We start from the raw sequence: 15,645 nt of genomic DNA, 5'->3' as shown, positions 1-15,645 counted from the left end.
ACAAGAGCGCACCCGACCAATGGTCAAACCCCGTAAAGGGCCCTCGCCGCGGCTACATATGCGGGCCATGCGGGTAAGTGGACCAAGGCTTGTCGAATTTTCTTACGACGGGTGATCATGTGCGCTTGCGGCGCGAGCCAGGCCTGCATCGTAGGTAGCGTCCTGAGCGTTCCCCAATCGGCAAGCAGCGCTCTTGTCGCCGCGACCACGGCGATATGCTTCGGGTCGCCCGCATTGAAAGCTGGAGTTCGATCGAAGGCCAGCTTGTGGATGTGCCTTTCACCGAACGCTCCCTTCGGTTGGTGAGCTTGAATCACCTCCATCACGGCCGGGCTGTTCATCAACCCCGCAATGTAAATGGCTTCGTCCTCCGTAGACGCTCGTCCCCAATAGAGCGTTTGGTCCACGACAGTCCGAGAGCAAGGGATGTCGGCGCCTCGAACATAGGCCGCCGTGGGAATCTTCCCGCCGGCCGAGGCAAACACGATCCATTCGTCGTCCGTCCATCCCTGCGCGGTCAGCTTCTTTCTGTCGGTCTGGAGCCGGTCGAAGAACTCGTCCACGCTGTCGCCGACAGCTGCCAGCGCGCCGGCGATGGCCCCTGAGGTCGCGGCGCCGAGCGCTGCTATGCCGGGGCCCGTCCGCGCTTCCCAGCCGGAGGCGCCGCGCCTGATGGGCAGCATTGCTTTCGCTCCGGCTGCCAGTTCGAACGGCGCCAGGTGCTTGGACAGCAGCACGTCGAACATGACTTGGTCGTTGACGCCATGCGCCGTCAGTTTGAAGTCCTTCAATACGTGGCCGTCCGAGCGCAAGAAGTGGAATGGAGAGCCCGGAGCGATTGGACCCAGGTTCCAAGCCGCTCCGTTCTTGGTAGCAGCATGGAACACGGCTCCGCGAGGCATTACATCCGCCCCCTGACGAAATTTGGGTCCGACCGAGCTTTGTACGGCGACAACAGTGGCCGTGGTTGCCGGCGGCGTATTGGTCCACGCTGTGACACCGGCGGAGGATACAAGGTAGTAGGGGCTCGAACCTTCTGCGTTGCGCGACACGTCCTTCCCGGGAAGCATCAGGACGCTCCCAGCGGGCTGGGCCTTCTTGCCGAACACCACGATGGCTTCGTTCTTGAAGGTCTGGCTCGCCACCTTCCAGATCTCGCTAAGCGCGAGCGCGATGGGCCGGTCCGCCGTCAGATAGCCGCGGGTGCGAAACGGCTCGTGCTGCGCGCCGTTGAGGACAGTGACTGGCAACACGCAACCAATGACGGCGTTGGGTATCAAGTATCGCTCTACGGCATGCAGCAGGAAGATCGTCGCCATCTCCACATGCAGGTGAGAAGCGCCGGGTGCTTTGATGCCGTAGGACTCGGCTTTCGCCTTCAGGGCGTCCTGATACGGATTGCTGGCGATCTTGCTGAGGGCCAGCCATGGGGGGTTGGTTACGACCCCGTTGAATCTGCCAGCCACAAGGGCCGGCCTAAAGCTGTTGCGGAGCACGAATGCCCAAATGCCGTTCTGCCCGGCCCGCTGAAGGTTCTCCAAGGCCCGAAGTAGCATCTTGCAGAACTCGATGGCGCTGGCTCGCTCTTCGGCACTCAAGATGGAGCCGGTGTCGACGACGACGGTGTCGACCATCGTCTCGATGTCCTGGGCTACGAGCGTGGTGGCTGCGGCCTCAGCGCTGCTCATTGCCATCTCATAGCCACGCGAGAGCAGGGAGTCGAACAGCGATTGGGCTCCCGCCTTGATCAAGAAATGAGGCAGGTCGACTTCTTCGTTGTGGAGCTGCAGCTTCCGGTGTTCCTGTCCGGCCGCGCTGAACACTTTCGTCACAGGCGTGTTCGCGAACAACGAGTCGGCGTGATAGACCGGGATCTGAGCCTCGTGGCCCGCAACGAGCCAATCCTTGCTGGCCAGCACCCAGCCAACCTTCGCGAGCATGACCGCCAACGGGTCGATGTCGAACGCCGTGATCGAGTTGGCCAGTTCGCCGAGCGCCGTTGGGTCGCCAGGCGAGCGGCCGGCGGCGATGAGGTGCTGCTGCGCTCGCTTTACGGTTTCCACCACCATCGCGCCGGATCCACAGCACATGTCCACGAATCGCGGCTGCTCGCCGTCGGGGAGCGTCGCCATAACGTTGGACACAAGTTTCTCGGCAAGCCACGACGGCGTCCACTCTTGCCCTAGCAGGAGCCGCTGCGACCGCGCCGCGAGCTGGGCCATCAGGGTTCCGAACAGATCCTCAGCAGGCGATGACTTGAAGTCGTAGGCGCGCAAATCGTCTTGAATCGCTCGCGCCACTTCGACCAAGTCAGTCACGTGTGGGCTCGCATTGAGCCATCCGAAGTAGTCGTACTCGACAAGATTCGGCAGGCCGCGCGCCTTGAAGAACGATCCGTCCAGGATGGAGCGAAGTTCGGCATCGTCGCTGACTTGCGCCCGGCCTCCAAGGACGTTGGCGCAAATGAGCTTGGCCAGCGTGAGGATGTAGAGCTCGCCGACATAGGACCCCTTATCGAACTTGCCCGCCGCGGCATCGCCCCCGAGATACGAGACGAAATTCGTCCACAGCTTCGTGATGAGGTCGGCGTATTTCGGGTCTCCTACGAAGGCCGCGTCGACGAGCTTCGCGATCGCCTGAAGGTGCCACTGGCAAAAGGGGCTTTCAAAGCCCAAGTCCTTCGCCAGCGTGAAGGCGGCGAGCAGGCGTCCGCCTTCGCGCCCGAGGTGACGGACGAGAAAGTCCCTGAGTTTTTTGGCCTCCACATCTCCGGCCGCCGATAAATCGCAGCAGTCGATCTCGCGCAGCTCGATGTGCTCGGGACCGAATGTGGCGGCTCCGGCAACTGCCGTGATCGGTTTGACCGCAATGACGCCGAAGGCATGCCATCGAACGGTGTCCGAAAGCACGCCTACGAGCAAGTCGGGCGTCGTGCCTTTGTTGAGTTGCGAAGCGCAATACTGCTTCACCTGGTGCAGGCCGTGTTCGAAGGCCCCCAAAACACGCAGGTCGCGCTCGTATTCGATGACCGTGGAGCCCACGAGCACATCGACGAAGCCGTGCTTCTTGCCCCCGTGCTCATGGAACTTGGCGAGAGCCTCGGTGCCGGTCACGTGGGCCTTGGTCCACCAAGGCTGCTCCGGAAACATCTGGGGGAGCTTGGCCGAAAGGGCGTGGCGCAGCACGTCCTCCGCGACGCCGTCGCCCATCAGCGCGACCGCCTCTTTCAGGAACGTTTTGCCTTCGGCCTCAACATACTTCGTCTCCATGATCCCCGCCTCGCTTTCTGTTGTGTTTGGCGCGTCGCGACTGCCCCGCGCGCGCGATTTCTTTGAGTTCCTCGATTCCCTCGCTATCGCAACCCAGGGCGCGCGCCAGAACGGCGTCGATGAAAGCCAACGCTGCGTCCGCGCCTTCTCCGCGCAAGAGCCTTCCGCCGAGGGCGGCGAGCTCGGCGAGCTGGCCATCGTCAAGCCGTGGGACGGGGAAGCGGCGCAGGTGCGTCGCCTCAACCTTCAAGGCCCCTCCGCCCATCACGGCGCCGGATCGCTCGATCACGGCCTGAGCCCATGAGCTGTTCACGAAGGCGAGCAACGCCTCGGCGCTCCAGCGCGAGGCCGGAAGCGTCCACAAGGTGGAGAAGTTCGCGTCGACCAGGCACTCCCGGCCATCGTTGAGATAGGCCCGCGGAGTGGCGGAGTTGACCCGCGCCAGGAGCACGTCGGGAAGGTGGCGCGGCGCGAAGTCCGGCAGCATATACCAGCGGCGGGCCGGCGCGCCCTTCGACGCGGCCCTGACGTTGGGAGACACAGCCGTGAGCTCGTAAACGCGCAGCGGCTTCTCCGACGTTCCGAAGTTCGCCCGCGCCGCCGCGCGCACCATCTCGGCGAGGTCCGGTGGCATCGGCTCGCGGGGAGCGGACACCAGGTCGCCAGGGTCCATGTCTTCGGGCAGCGCGTGGGCGCGCAGATCAAGCGCCCATCCGCGCGCTGTCGACGGCGAGACCACGAACCCATCCGGCAGCTCGGACTGGCGCCGGAGGACCGGCTTGGCGATGTCTAGCGGCGCCTGCGCCGAAAGGCCGGCCAGCGGTCCCGAGAACGACAGCGCCACTTTGTCGCCATGGCGCTCGCCATCCGCGTAGAAGAACCCATTGGCGCCCGTCCGCAGCCCCTGCCCCACGGCGACGCCTTGCGCCTCGAGAGTCTCGAAGACCGGCGCCATGCCGCGGTGCGCGAGCCAGTCGTGGATCTCGTGCGGAACGTAGACGCCTTCGGGCGCGCGCGCCTTGTCTTCGCCCATGAGAGCGAACCACTTCTGGCGCGACGCGTTCGCGACTACATTCCTGCAAGCCTGCTTGATCGACACGGGCCGCGCGCGGACGAGCCCCGCTCTATGGTTCGAAGCGTTGCGAAGCCACAGCCGCGCTTGCTTGGCGAAGTTCTTTTCGGCGCCCGGCCCGCTTGGGATGGCGATGCGTCCAATCGGGCTTTCGGGACCGGCCGCGGCGGCGGAGACTGCGATGTGGGAGTAGGTGGCCCCTTCGGGACGCGAGAGGGCAGATGCGCGACGCTTCACTCGCTTGGCGACGATCAGGGTGGTTTTCACCTGCGCGTCCTCGAACCAGGAAGCGTGCTCGTCCTCGACGACGAACTCAATGTCGAACCAACGAAACAGCAGGTAGTGGACGATGGTCGCGTAGTCGCGGGTCAGCCAAGACTCGGGCACCACGAGGGCGAGCCTGCCCCCCATGCGGACAAGTCCAGCGCAGAGGATCCACGACGGCACTGCCAGGTCCGAGAGCCCTGAGTAGCCGCTGACCAGGTGGGCGAACAGGCGCCGATCCTCGGCGTCGAGCGCGGGGAGCAGCTCCAAGGATCGCAGTAGGCCCGTGCGGACTTGCATGGCGCTGGGCAGGGCGAGCGACGCGTCCGCCTTGTCCGAGAAAGACTGATACCGCACATAGGGTGGATTGGCGATGACCAGGTCCCACGCTCGCGCGGTCAGCTTGGCGACGGAGTCGGGATCGAACGCGCTGCCGCGGACGCACTGGGCGGCCGGCAACCTGGCTTCAAGCGCGTCGCAGGCGGCGCCGTCGATCTCGATGCCCGCCAGCGCCTCGGGGTCGGCTCCGATCTCTATGCACGAGGCGAGCAGGTCTCCGGACCCCGCCATCGGGTCGACGATGGTCCTTGCCTTCTCGGCCTGCGCGAGAGCGGCGAGCAGCCGGCCCAGGCCGGTCCCGGTGAAGTATTGCCCCAGCCGCTTGCGCCGCTCCGCGGCGGCGGCCCGGCCAGGTTCGGGGACCGCGTCGCTCGCGGGCCTCATGCGGAGGCCGATGGCCTCTCGGAGACGCCCTCGGACCGAGCGAGCGCGTAGAAGGCCTTGGCGTCCATCTCCACGTCGCGCCCCAGCTCCAAGCACTTTCCAACGAACTGCGAGTAGAGCCTCTGCGGGTCGTTCCGCGAGCCGTTGCGAGCCGCCCGGATCACGTCCACGGCGATCTTTGAGCTGGCCTTTGCTTTCGAGCGCTCCGGTTGCCGCTTGGAGAGAAGCAGCAGCGGGTCGCCCTTGACCGACATCGTCGATACCACTTGCTTGAAGCTCGCCTGGATCTTGTCCAGAACGCTCGTGGCTTCCACGGTGAAGCCGGCCGACGCGTAGGCCTGGGCCAAGGCGCGCCAGACCTCCGAGTGCGCCGAATGGAAGACGACGGTGGCCAGCCCCTCGGGCTTGAGCGTCCGCGCCATCTCCTTGAACACCGCGCCCATCATCTGGCCGTATTCCGCCACGCCCTTGTTCTGCGACGGGCTCACGATCACTTCGCGAGCGCGGTCGGTGCTGCGGCCCAGCCACAGCTCATTGACCTGATTGAGCTCCGCGTAGGGGATGTAGCCGCCGAAGGGGGGATCGGTGAAGACGTAGTCGATCGTGCGCGCGTTGAGCGGCATGGCTTCGCTGCTGGCGTTGTGGACGGTGACGCGGCTGCGGCTCCCATGCAGCAAGCGGAAGGAGTCGAGGAAGGCCTTCGACTTGCGGCGCACGCCCTCCACGATGTTTTTCTCCACCGGCAGGCCGCTGACGTAGAGCACCCCGCTCTGGGCGCTGGTGAGCACGAAGTCGCTCTGCCCCTTTTTCAGCACCACGCGCGTCATCAGCGTGGAGTGGCTCGCGTTGTAGCTGAGGACCAAAAGCCGCAGGGCGTCGCGCACGTTCGCAGGGAACGTGGCCGCGAGCTCCATGAGCGTCGCCATCGCGATGAAGTTTCGCTTCGTATAGAAGTGATGGAGCTTGTCGATGCCGACGTGATAGCCCGCTCGGCGCAGCTCGCCCCATTCGATGTCGGCGTTGGGCGCCGACCTCGGCGGCTTCACCTTGGCGACGCGCGCGAGAAGCTCGCGGTCCGCGTCAGTCGGCGGTCTCTGCCACTTGGTCGAGCCGCACTTGCCATGGATGCGGGCCAGGACTCGTTTCTTCGTGAGCTGCTTGCGGCCGAAGGCGTCGACGACGGTCTCGGTCGCGCGCGCGCACGCGTCGATCGCAACCTGCTTGCGGCACCCCTTGCAGCGAAACGCGTCGGACATCGAAAGGGGCTTGATCTTCACGCTCGCGTCCCAGAGCGCGGTCTCGGCCTCGCAGTGAGGGCAGACGAGCACATCGGACCAGATGGCATGCCGCAGGGCGCCGGAGCGTCCGTCGGCGTCCTTGGCCTCGTAGAGCCAGCCCAGCTTCTCTTCGGCCATTGCGCAGAACTCGTCGACGGCCCTCGAGAAAGCGTCCGGCTCCGGAGGATGGCAAAGAGTGTCGGAGACGAAGGAGCCCAGGGTGCCGATCTCGAAGAGATGGGCGTGCCTCGCGCCCCACTTCGGCTTCACGCCAAGAGACTCGGCCATGCTCTTCATCTCCGGCGTTGGCCGGTCGCAAAGAAGCGCGGCCAAGCCCGTCGTTCCGCTGCCTCCGAAGGCGTCGAGCACCGTGGCGCCTGGCTCGGTGTGGGCCGCGATGTAGACGGCGATAGCCTCTGGGGAAATCTTTGTTGGGTAGGAGAACGCGTTGTAGAGGGGGCCCGTCCGCGTGGACGGCAGCGGGGCCTTGTATAGCTTGGAGATGGAGGCCACCGCGGCTTGCGTCCTGATTTCGTCTGCCTCTGGCGAGCTGGAATAGCTGTCGCCGGCCGCTTCTCGGTCGAGGTTCATGGCGTCAGGCCGCGGCTTTGCCGCTGGGCCGATTGGCCGCGCGGTGTCCGCGCCCAGCCCGTCCCGGAACGGCGATGCCCTTGGCGTGACAGTGCGCTGCGACGAGCACTTCGAGCATGTTGACCATGCTGCGCTGCTCGTGGTCGGCAGCTGCCTTCAAGGCGAGCTTGAATGAGGGGCAGACCCTCAGGTTCAAGGTGTCGGACTTGATTTCTTCGAATCTCATGGCGCCCCGCAAATGTCTGTGCAATTGCGTTATGTTAGCTGTGCGTCCTTACAGTGAGCTTAGGGTTAACGCGCAAGCCCGGCTACCGAGCTTGCGAAGCAGCTCGTCGCGCCACAGGTCGATTGGGACCTCTTCGAGCTCTGGCGGAGGGACCGTTCGCCACCTGCCAGCCAAGCGCTGGACGCACTGGGCGATCCATTGGCTTGGCATGAGGTCGATGGGACAGACTATACTGGATGCCCATACAGTGCCGGCGTTCAGCCTGAGAAAATTGCTTCTATCCCGCGCCTGTGAATAGGAGCGGCGATGAAAAACGACTTTCTCGGGGCCGAGGTCCGCCGTTTTCTTGCGGAGGATGAAGAGCGCCGATGGCCAGCGGAATCATCGACCGAATGGCATCCGACGATGCGTTTGTTTCATCAAGGTCCGGACTGGAGAGACAATGCCTCAGCCTTCGCCTAAGAAGGCTCGGCCGGTCCCGCTGGACCCGTTGGACGTGGCCTTGCTGGACCTGCTGCAGCACGACGCATCGCTGCCGATGCGCACCCTGGCCGACCAGGTCGGAACATCGCCTGCCAGCTGCAAGCTGCCAGCGCCGCATCGCGCGATTGCGCGAAACCGGCGTGCTGCAGCGACAGGTGGCGATCGTCGACCGTCGACCCGTCGGACGCCCGCTCGCGGGGTTCGTCTCCGTGGAACTGGGACAGCAGAACCCGGCCTTGCTGACCCCGTGCGCAACTTCAAAAGCATGTTCGCGATGAACTGTTCGAAGTTTGAGACAAGGGTGCCGCTGCCGGCAGCGGCTGCCGACTGAGGGCCTGTACGAACCGACTCCAAGGTCCGCTTGGCAGAAGGCCGAATGGCGCCTTTGGGTGGGGGTCACTGATCGAAAGCTCAGCGCCGCCGTAGGCACCAATTCCGGAGCATGGCGTCATGGTTCCGAAAGTCGCCATACAGGTCGCCATCACCCGACCTGCATTGCTTGGCTCGGCATGTTTGAAGGCACAAGGGTCAGTCTCGCCGCCCGATTCACATCAAAGCAAAGTGGGGTTGCGTCAAAGGGGCTTAAGTAGGAACAGGACAGTCGGAAAGTCTCAGAACGTCTCATGACATCTCATCACCGATGGCGACCTGTATGGCGACTTCGCCACCGGAAAGCACATAGGGTTAGCAGGAGCTAACCTGCTAACCCTCATCATACTTGGTGGGCCCTGAGTGACTCGAACACTCGACCTACGGATTAAGAGTCCGCTGCTCTACCAACTGAGCTAAGAGCCCGACGGAAACTGCACGATGTGCAGTTGCGCCGATTTTCGGGACCCATCGGGTAGGCCGCAAGGGCCTCGGGATGGTGGGTCGTGCGTGACTCGAACACGCGACCTACGGATTAAAAGTCCGCTGCTCTACCAACTGAGCTAACGACCCCCGAAAAGCCCAAGATTATAACCTGCAGAAATGTGGCACCGGAAAACCTGTGACCACATCGACTGCTTCGACCTTCGCGCTGCGCTTGCACGCCGCGTGTTCGACCGAGAGGCTGCAGTGTAACCGTGCCTGCCGGGAGCCCGACCGATGTGGCCCCAAGACAGTAATGTCCCCTGCGCCCAAAGTAGAAGTGTCCCCTTTGACGGCGAAGGGGCGGCATGGCGGCGCAGGAGTTGGGGCTGATGAGCCAGAGGGAAGTTTCGCGCCTTGAGGTGATCCGTCAGGTGCTGGAGGATGGTCTGTGCCAGGCGCAGGCGGCGCAATTGCTGGGCCTGTCGATCCGGCAGGTCAAGCGGCTATGCAGGCGGGTTCGAGAGGCTGGCGCGAGCGGTCTGATTTCACGTCGTCGAGGGCGACCCAGCCACCGGCGGATTGCGTTGCAGCAGCGCGACCATGTCATTGGGTTGGTGCGGGAGCACTACGCGGACTTCGGCCCGCACCTGGCGCATGAATATCTGCAGCGCGACCACGACTTTGCCTGGAGCGTGGAGACCCTGCGAGGCTGGATGATCCAGGCGGGGCTGTGGCACGCCAAGCGGCGCCGATCGCAGCGGGTGCACCCTTCGCGCGCACGTCGGGACTGCCTGGGTGAGTTGGTGCAGATCGACGGCAGCCATCACGACTGGTTCGAAGGGCGCTCGACCAAGTGCTGCCTGATTGCCTTCATCGACGACGCTACGGGACGGGTGCTGGGCGGGCGCTTCTTCGAGCAGGAAACGACCCCGGGCTATCTGGCCGTGCTGCATGCGCTGGTTCAGCGCCACGGGGCGCCGCTTGCCTTGTACAGCGACCGTCACGGCATCTTCACCAAGAGCGACCCGGAAGACCCCAAGCCGACGCAGTTCGAGCGCGCGCTGCTGCAGCTGCAGATCGAGCCGATCTGCGCGCACAGCCCGCAGGCCAAGGGACGCGTGGAGCGGCTGTTCCAGACGTTGCAAGACCGCATGTGCAAGGCCATGCGGCTGGAGCGCATCGACAACATCGAGCAGGCCAACAGCTGGCTGGACGGGTACCTTCGCGAACATAACCGACGCTTTGCGGTGGATGCTCGCCAGCCCCAGGACATGCACCGGCCGTGGATTGGCAGCGCGCAGACGCTGGCCGACATCTGTTCGCTGCATCACCAGCGCCAGCTCAGCGCGCAAGGTGCGTGCAAGTTCGAGGGCTGCATCCTGCAGTTGCTACCCAAGCAGGCACACGCTCCCAAGGCTCGGGCAATGGTCGACATCGCTCAGCATGACGACGGCGCGTTGCATCTGAGCTACCGCGGCCGATCACTGGCCTATCGCAGCTATGCCGCGCATGAGGCCACGCGAACCAGCAAAACGGCTGACCCCAAGACGCTGAACGCCAGAGTCGACAAGGCGCGCAACAACCAGCAGATCGCACTACAGCGTCTGAAGACCGAAATCGCTTTCCAGGAAGCTCAACGCAAACAGGGCATCTACCGGCCCGATACCCCACCGATCGTGCCACCGCGCCCGGGTAGCAGCCGCTCCGGGCTACGCCCTGCGCAGCCACCACCCGGAACAGCCTGATCGAAACCGTTGCAAAGGGGACATCTCTACTTTGGCCTAACAGGGGACATCTCTACTTTGCGTTGACACGGGAGCCCGACCGAAGTGTGGCCCCAAGACAGTAATGTCCCCTGCGCCCAAAGTAGAAGTGTCCCCTTTGACGGCGAAGGGGCGGCATGGCGGCGCAGGAGTTGGGGCTGATGAGCCAGAGGGAAGTTTCGCGCCTTGAGGTGATCCGTCAGGTGCTGGAGGATGGTCTGTGCCAGGCGCAGGCGGCGCAATTGCTGGGCCTGTCGATCCGGCAGGTCAAGCGGCTATGCAGGCGGGTTCGAGAGGCTGGCGCGAGCGGTCTGATTTCACGTCGTCGAGGGCGACCCAGCCACCGGCGGATTGCGTTGCAGCAGCGCGACCATGTCATTGGGTTGGTGCGGGAGCACTACGCGGACTTCGGCCCGCACCTGGCGCATGAATATCTGCAGCGCGACCACGACTTTGCCTGGAGCGTGGAGACCCTGCGAGGCTGGATGATCCAGGCGGGGCTGTGGCACGCCAAGCGGCGCCGATCGCAGCGGGTGCACCCTTCGCGCGCACGTCGGGACTGCCTGGGTGAGTTGGTGCAGATCGACGGCAGCCATCACGACTGGTTCGAAGGGCGCTCGACCAAGTGCTGCCTGATTGCCTTCATCGACGACGCTACGGGACGGGTGCTGGGCGGGCGCTTCTTCGAGCAGGAAACGACCCCGGGCTATCTGGCCGTGCTGCATGCGCTGGTTCAGCGCCACGGGGCGCCGCTTGCCTTGTACAGCGACCGTCACGGCATCTTCACCAAGAGCGACCCGGAAGACCCCAAGCCGACGCAGTTCGAGCGCGCGCTGCTGCAGCTGCAGATCGAGCCGATCTGCGCGCACAGCCCGCAGGCCAAGGGACGCGTGGAGCGGCTGTTCCAGACGTTGCAAGACCGCATGTGCAAGGCCATGCGGCTGGAGCGCATCGACAACATCGAGCAGGCCAACAGCTGGCTGGACGGGTACCTTCGCGAACATAACCGACGCTTTGCGGTGGATGCTCGCCAGCCCCAGGACATGCACCGGCCGTGGATTGGCAGCGCGCAGACGCTGGCCGACATCTGTTCGCTGCATCACCAGCGCCAGCTCAGCGCGCAAGGTGCGTGCAAGTTCGAGGGCTGCATCCTGCAGTTGCTACCCAAGCAGGCACACGCTCCCAAGGCTCGGGCAATGGTCGACATCGCTCAGCATGACGACGGCGCGTTGCATCTGAGCTACCGCGGCCGATCACTGGCCTATCGCAGCTATGCCGCGCATGAGGCCACGCGAACCAGCAAAACGGCTGACCCCAAGACGCTGAACGCCAGAGTCGACAAGGCGCGCAACAACCAGCAGATCGCACTACAGCGTCTGAAGACCGAAATCGCTTTCCAGGAAGCTCAACGCAAACAGGGCATCTACCGGCCCGATACCCCACCGATCGTGCCACCGCGCCCGGGTAGCAGCCGCTCCGGGCTACGCCCTGCGCAGCCACCACCCGGAACAGCCTGATCGAAACCGTTGCAAAGGGGACATCTCTACTTTGGCCTAACAGGGGACATCTCTACTTTGCGTTGACACGGGAGCCCGACCGAAGCGCCGACACGCGACCTTCAGTCATTTCACCGCGCGCCCGATCAGCATCAGCAAGGCCTCGTTCGCCGCGACGAGGCCGAAGCTTGCCGTCACGGCGACCGCCGATCCATAACCATGGCAGTTCAGGCTGCCGTCGATCACCTCGGCTGCATTGCCGACCTCGGCAGCACTGGCGCTGGCGTCGAGCGTGCCGATGTCGCAGGCCTCGGGCAGGCGCACCGGCTCGCGCGAAAAGACGCAGCGCAGGCCGATCCTCGCTGCCGATCGTCGCCCAGGTGCGGCCGCGCCGCGCGGCGCGCCATGGTGCTGGCGCAGCCGCTGGCGCAGCGAAGCAAGCAGCGGATCGTGGCTGACGTCGGCGAGGTCGGCCACCTCGACCGCCTGCGGCAGCTGTTTGCCGCCGGCAGCGCCAACCGTGATCACCGGGCTGCCGCCGGCCAGGCTCCAGGCGGCGATGGCCGCCTTCGCGCGCAGCTGGTCGCAGGCATCGATCACCAGATCGACCGGCGTGTCGGCGAGCAACCCGGGCCAGTTGCCGGGCTCGACAAATTCCTCGATGCCGACGACGTCGCAGCCCGGGTGGATATCGACAATGCGCTGCTGCAGCGCGCCGGCCTTGGCCATGCCGAGCGTTGCGCCGAGCGCCTGCACCTGGCGGTTGATATTCGATTCGGCTACATGGTCGAGATCGATCAGCACCAGCCTGGCGACGCCGCTCCTCGCCAGCGCCTCGACCGCCCACGAGCCGACGCCGCCGAGGCCGACGACGGCGATCCGCGCCGTGCGCACGCGCCGGTAACCGGCCTCGCCATAAAGGCGTTGCAACCCGCCGAATCGGCGCTCGAGGTCGGCGTCGGCGAGCGGCGTGACGCCATGTGCAGCGGGATCGTTCACGCAGCGCCCCGCTCGACCTGCCAGATCTGCCAGCGCAGCGCCGCAACTCCACCGGCAACGATGCCGGCAACGGCCAGCACGCTGCCGATGCTCAGCGTCGACAAACCGGAAATGCCTTGGCCGATCGTGCAGCCGAGCGCGGTGACGCCGCCGACGCCCATCAATGTCGCACCGATCAGGTGGTGGCCGGTATCGCGGGCATTGCGAAAACCTTCCCAGCGGAATGTCCGCGTCACCATCGAATAGGCAAACGAGCCGGCGAGGATGCCGAGCATCGAGACCGCGCCAAGCGTCAACCGCTTGCTGGCATCGCTGTAATAGATCAGCCAGTCGAGCAACTGTGCAGCCGGCGCGACGAAGCTCAGCGACTCCATCCGCCGCGTCGCGGTCGCGATGAAGGTGTCTTCGAGCGTTTCCGGGTGTTCGATCACATGGCCGAGTTGCCCGGAGACCCACCACACGCCAACAACCGCCGCACCGATGCCGACGCCGCCGAGCCAGACATCGAAGCCGCGCCCTTCGGGGCGCGCAACGACCCAGGCGATGCACAGCAGTCCGAACAGCAGGCCGATCCAGGCCGCAGCAACCGGAGTCGCGATGCCGAACAGGCTGGTCGCGAGGCTCGGCAGGTCCTGGCCCGGTGGCAGCGTCCAGACGATCCTGTCGACGCTGTTGACGCGCCAGACGGCGGTCAGGCCGCGGATCGTCGCGTAGGCGCTGATCGCGAGCACGACGAAGACGACGACCGATTTCAGATTGCCAGCGCCGACGCGCAGCAGCGTCTTGCTGCCGCAGCCCGACGCGAGCACCATGCCGATGCCGAACAGCGCACCGCCAACCAGCGCCGACAGCCAAGTCATTTCCGGCGCGGCATAGAAGGTATCGGCAGCAGTGACCCAGCCGAGCGCGACCATCGCATTGAAACCGAGAATGGCTACGCCGATCGCCAGCACCCACATGCGCAGCCGCGTCCAGTCGCCCATGTTGACGACGTCGGACAACGCGCCCATCGTGCAGAAATGGGTGCGCTGGGCGATCACGCCGAAGAGGAACGACAGGCCGAAAACCGCAGCCAGCACCTGATCCTGCAGCGCTTCCAGTTCAGCCAGGGTCATCATTCGATTTTATGGCGCAGGCATGGCGCCGCAGGCGCAGGGGCGGGCTTGCTACCAGGCCCGCCCCTGCGGTCACACGCGCGAAGATCGCGTCATTTCATCGCCGCCAGCCGCTCCCGTGCGGCGGTGGCTGCTTCCGTTTTCGGATAGGTCTTGACCAGGTCCTCGAGCGTCTTTTTCGCCGCCTTCGGGTCTTTCTGCTCAGACTGGCAGTTGGCGATCGACAGCATCGCCTCCGGCGCCCGCAGATGGTTCGGCGCCGCCGTGACGAGGCTGCGGAAGCTGCCGAGCGCGGCCTTGCAGTCGCGCCGCGCATATTGCGCATTGCCGAGCCAATACAGCACCGACTCGTTGTAGCCGCTGGCCGGATACCGTTGCTGGAACTGCGCCAGCGACTGCGCCGCGGCATTGAAATCGCCGGCCCTGATCTGCGCCATCGACGCTTCGTAGAGCCGCTTCTCGTCCGGATCGACGGTAAATTCGACGCCGTCGACGGTGACCTTCTGCGGCTCGAACTGGCGGATTCGTTCGTCGATGCCCTGGCGGATGTCCTTCTGCGCGCGCTGCAGCTCGGCGATGTCGCGGCCCAGCTGCTCGCTTTGCCCGCGCAGCCGCGCGTTTTCACCGCGCAGCAGTTCGAGCTCGTTGTTCAGATCGAGCAGCGTGCGCCGCAGCTGCGTGATCTGCTCCATCAGCTCGGTGCGCTGCGTCTTCAGCTGCCCAGCGAGCTCGGCATCGCGGGTGCGGCTCTGCTCGTTGGCCAGATCGACGCGTTGCCGCAGGTCGAGGATCGCGCGGCGGGCCTCGTCGTCCTCGAACAATGCGGCCTGGGCCGGCATCAGCCAGCCGGCGGCCAGCAGAGCGGCCACCGCGCCAAGCCGGGCCGGGCTGCGCCACCGCGTCGCGGTGGCCGATGCGGCGTGTGTCACGACGCAGCTCACCGGGCGTTCAGTTCGACCCGGCGGTTCATCGCCCAGGCCGATTCGTCACGGCCGACGGCTGCCGGACGCTCCTCACCGAAGCTCACCGCCTCGAGCTGGTTCTCGGCCGCGCCGAGCAGCACCATCGCCTTTGCAACCGCCTCGGCGCGCTTCTGTCCGAGCGCCAGGTTGTATTCGCGGCTGCCACGCTCGTCGGTATGGCCTTCGAGCGACATGCGGCGGCTGCGGTCATTGGCCAGCATCTTCGCGTTGCCTTCGACGACGTTGCGGAACTCGTCCTTCACGACATAGCTGTCGAAGTCGAAATAGACGATCCGCGGCAGGTTGGCATTGGCCGCGGCAGCGGCGCTCTTGCTCAGGTCGACACTGGCGACGCCCGACTGGCCGGCGCTGCCGGCCGTTCCACCGGCTCCACCTGCGCCGCCCGGCCCGGCGCCGCCGGTGCCGCCTGCAGCGCCCGGGGTCCGGCTCTCGACCGGCACCGGCGTGTCGAGCTTGACGTCCGATGCGCAGCCGCCCAGCAACAGTGCCAGCGCGGCCAGACCACCAGCCAGTGTGAGTGAAGACTGTTTCATGTATTTCTCCTTCGGGTTGTTGTACTACGGGATCGACGGCGAGCCGCAGCGGTGCG

12 protein-coding genes and 2 tRNA genes are annotated in these 15,645 nt (G+C 65.2%); 4 read left to right on the top strand and 10 right to left on the bottom strand.

Features of this window, described 5'->3' with window-relative positions; all coding sequences use genetic code 11:
* Positions 1-23 precede the first annotated feature (23 nt).
* Genes ACNH6H_RS17855 through ACNH6H_RS17840 form a run of 4 tightly spaced genes read right to left on the bottom strand, consistent with a single transcriptional unit; the run spans position 24 to position 7,422 of the window.
* Positions 24-3,269, bottom strand: coding sequence for a hypothetical protein (locus ACNH6H_RS17855; protein WP_418319564.1), 3,246 nt, complete (start codon positions 3,267-3,269; stop codon positions 24-26).
* Positions 3,250-5,328 (bottom strand): N-6 DNA methylase, encoded by a 2,079-nt coding sequence (locus tag ACNH6H_RS17850; RefSeq protein WP_418319563.1) that lies wholly within the window; start codon positions 5,326-5,328, stop codon positions 3,250-3,252. The genes ACNH6H_RS17855 and ACNH6H_RS17850 overlap by 20 nt, the downstream gene beginning before the upstream one ends.
* On the bottom strand, positions 5,325-7,196 hold the full coding sequence (locus tag ACNH6H_RS17845; RefSeq protein WP_418319562.1) for a DNA methyltransferase: 1,872 nt from the start codon (positions 7,194-7,196) through the stop codon (positions 5,325-5,327). The genes ACNH6H_RS17850 and ACNH6H_RS17845 overlap by 4 nt, the downstream gene beginning before the upstream one ends.
* 4 nt (positions 7,197-7,200) lie before the next feature.
* Positions 7,201-7,422 (bottom strand): hypothetical protein, encoded by a 222-nt coding sequence (locus ACNH6H_RS17840; protein ID WP_418319560.1) that lies wholly within the window; start codon positions 7,420-7,422, stop codon positions 7,201-7,203.
* A 306-nt stretch (positions 7,423-7,728) separates the two neighbouring features.
* Here ACNH6H_RS17840 and ACNH6H_RS17835 point away from each other — a divergent pair, with 306 nt between their 5' ends.
* Both ACNH6H_RS17835 and ACNH6H_RS17830 read left to right on the top strand, forming a co-directional pair.
* The gene (locus ACNH6H_RS17835; protein ID WP_418319559.1) at positions 7,729-7,884 is read left to right on the top strand and encodes a hypothetical protein; all 156 of its coding nucleotides are present in this window, start codon (positions 7,729-7,731) and stop codon (positions 7,882-7,884) included.
* Complete coding sequence (locus ACNH6H_RS17830) at positions 7,865-8,236, top strand: AsnC family transcriptional regulator (RefSeq protein ID WP_418319558.1); 372 nt, start codon at positions 7,865-7,867, stop codon at positions 8,234-8,236. The genes ACNH6H_RS17835 and ACNH6H_RS17830 overlap by 20 nt, the downstream gene beginning before the upstream one ends.
* 388 nt (positions 8,237-8,624) lie before the next feature.
* On the opposite strand, the gene ACNH6H_RS17825 is transcribed toward ACNH6H_RS17830, so the two are convergent.
* Positions 8,625-8,700: transfer RNA gene (locus ACNH6H_RS17825), tRNA-Lys, on the bottom strand.
* A 71-nt stretch (positions 8,701-8,771) separates the two neighbouring features.
* A tRNA-Lys gene (locus tag ACNH6H_RS17820) sits at positions 8,772-8,847 on the bottom strand.
* A gap of 218 nt (positions 8,848-9,065) precedes the next feature.
* On the opposite strand from ACNH6H_RS17820, the gene ACNH6H_RS17815 reads away from it, so the two are divergent.
* Both ACNH6H_RS17815 and ACNH6H_RS17810 read left to right on the top strand, forming a co-directional pair.
* Positions 9,066-10,445, top strand: a complete 1,380-nt coding sequence (locus ACNH6H_RS17815) for an ISNCY family transposase (RefSeq protein ID WP_418319556.1) — start codon at positions 9,066-9,068, stop codon at positions 10,443-10,445.
* 155 nt (positions 10,446-10,600) lie between these two features.
* The gene (locus ACNH6H_RS17810; RefSeq protein WP_418319556.1) at positions 10,601-11,980 is read left to right on the top strand and encodes an ISNCY family transposase; all 1,380 of its coding nucleotides are present in this window, start codon (positions 10,601-10,603) and stop codon (positions 11,978-11,980) included.
* Between the two features lie 105 nt (positions 11,981-12,085).
* Here the strand turns inward: ACNH6H_RS17810 and ACNH6H_RS17805 are convergent, their stop codons facing one another.
* The 4 genes from ACNH6H_RS17805 to pal form a co-directional block, all read right to left on the bottom strand.
* On the bottom strand, positions 12,086-12,958 hold the full coding sequence (locus ACNH6H_RS17805) for a ThiF family adenylyltransferase (protein WP_418319555.1): 873 nt from the start codon (positions 12,956-12,958) through the stop codon (positions 12,086-12,088).
* The gene (locus ACNH6H_RS17800) at positions 12,955-14,073 is read right to left on the bottom strand and encodes a YeeE/YedE family protein (RefSeq protein ID WP_418319554.1); all 1,119 of its coding nucleotides are present in this window, start codon (positions 14,071-14,073) and stop codon (positions 12,955-12,957) included. The genes ACNH6H_RS17805 and ACNH6H_RS17800 overlap by 4 nt, the downstream gene beginning before the upstream one ends.
* 92 nt (positions 14,074-14,165) lie before the next feature.
* Positions 14,166-15,002 carry a tol-pal system protein YbgF gene (gene ybgF / locus ACNH6H_RS17795; protein ID WP_418319553.1) on the bottom strand — a complete coding sequence of 279 codons (837 nt, stop codon included), beginning with the start codon at positions 15,000-15,002 and terminating at the stop codon, positions 14,166-14,168.
* Positions 15,003-15,010: 8 nt separating this feature from the next.
* Positions 15,011-15,589, bottom strand: coding sequence for a peptidoglycan-associated lipoprotein Pal (pal, locus tag ACNH6H_RS17790; protein WP_418319551.1), 579 nt, complete (start codon positions 15,587-15,589; stop codon positions 15,011-15,013).
* Between the last annotated feature and the right edge of the window lie 56 nt (positions 15,590-15,645).

It is taken from the genome of Pseudideonella sakaiensis, from assembly GCF_048320135.1.
GTDB classification, from domain to species: domain Bacteria; phylum Pseudomonadota; class Gammaproteobacteria; order Burkholderiales; family Burkholderiaceae_C; genus Ideonella_A; species Ideonella_A sakaiensis_A.
This window is presented reverse-complemented; position numbering and strand designations above follow the sequence as displayed.

Excerpts from the sequence above, each read along its gene's own strand:
- ACNH6H_RS17845 (WP_418319562.1), bottom strand. The coding sequence starts at position 7,196 with ATGAACCTCGACCGAGAAGCGGCCGGCGACAGCTATTCCAGCTCGCCA.
- pal (WP_418319551.1), bottom strand. The coding sequence starts at position 15,589 with ATGAAACAGTCTTCACTCACACTGGCTGGTGGTCTGGCCGCGCTGGCA.
- ACNH6H_RS17815 (WP_418319556.1), top strand. The coding sequence starts at position 9,066 with ATGGCGGCGCAGGAGTTGGGGCTGATGAGCCAGAGGGAAGTTTCGCGC.
- ACNH6H_RS17850 (WP_418319563.1), bottom strand. The coding sequence starts at position 5,328 with ATGAGGCCCGCGAGCGACGCGGTCCCCGAACCTGGCCGGGCCGCCGCC.
- ACNH6H_RS17835 (WP_418319559.1), top strand. The coding sequence starts at position 7,729 with ATGAAAAACGACTTTCTCGGGGCCGAGGTCCGCCGTTTTCTTGCGGAG.
- ACNH6H_RS17840 (WP_418319560.1), bottom strand. The coding sequence starts at position 7,422 with ATGAGATTCGAAGAAATCAAGTCCGACACCTTGAACCTGAGGGTCTGC.
- ACNH6H_RS17810 (WP_418319556.1), top strand. The coding sequence starts at position 10,601 with ATGGCGGCGCAGGAGTTGGGGCTGATGAGCCAGAGGGAAGTTTCGCGC.
- ACNH6H_RS17830 (WP_418319558.1), top strand. The coding sequence starts at position 7,865 with ATGCCTCAGCCTTCGCCTAAGAAGGCTCGGCCGGTCCCGCTGGACCCG.
- ACNH6H_RS17800 (WP_418319554.1), bottom strand. The coding sequence starts at position 14,073 with ATGACCCTGGCTGAACTGGAAGCGCTGCAGGATCAGGTGCTGGCTGCG.
- ACNH6H_RS17855 (WP_418319564.1), bottom strand. The coding sequence starts at position 3,269 with ATGGAGACGAAGTATGTTGAGGCCGAAGGCAAAACGTTCCTGAAAGAG.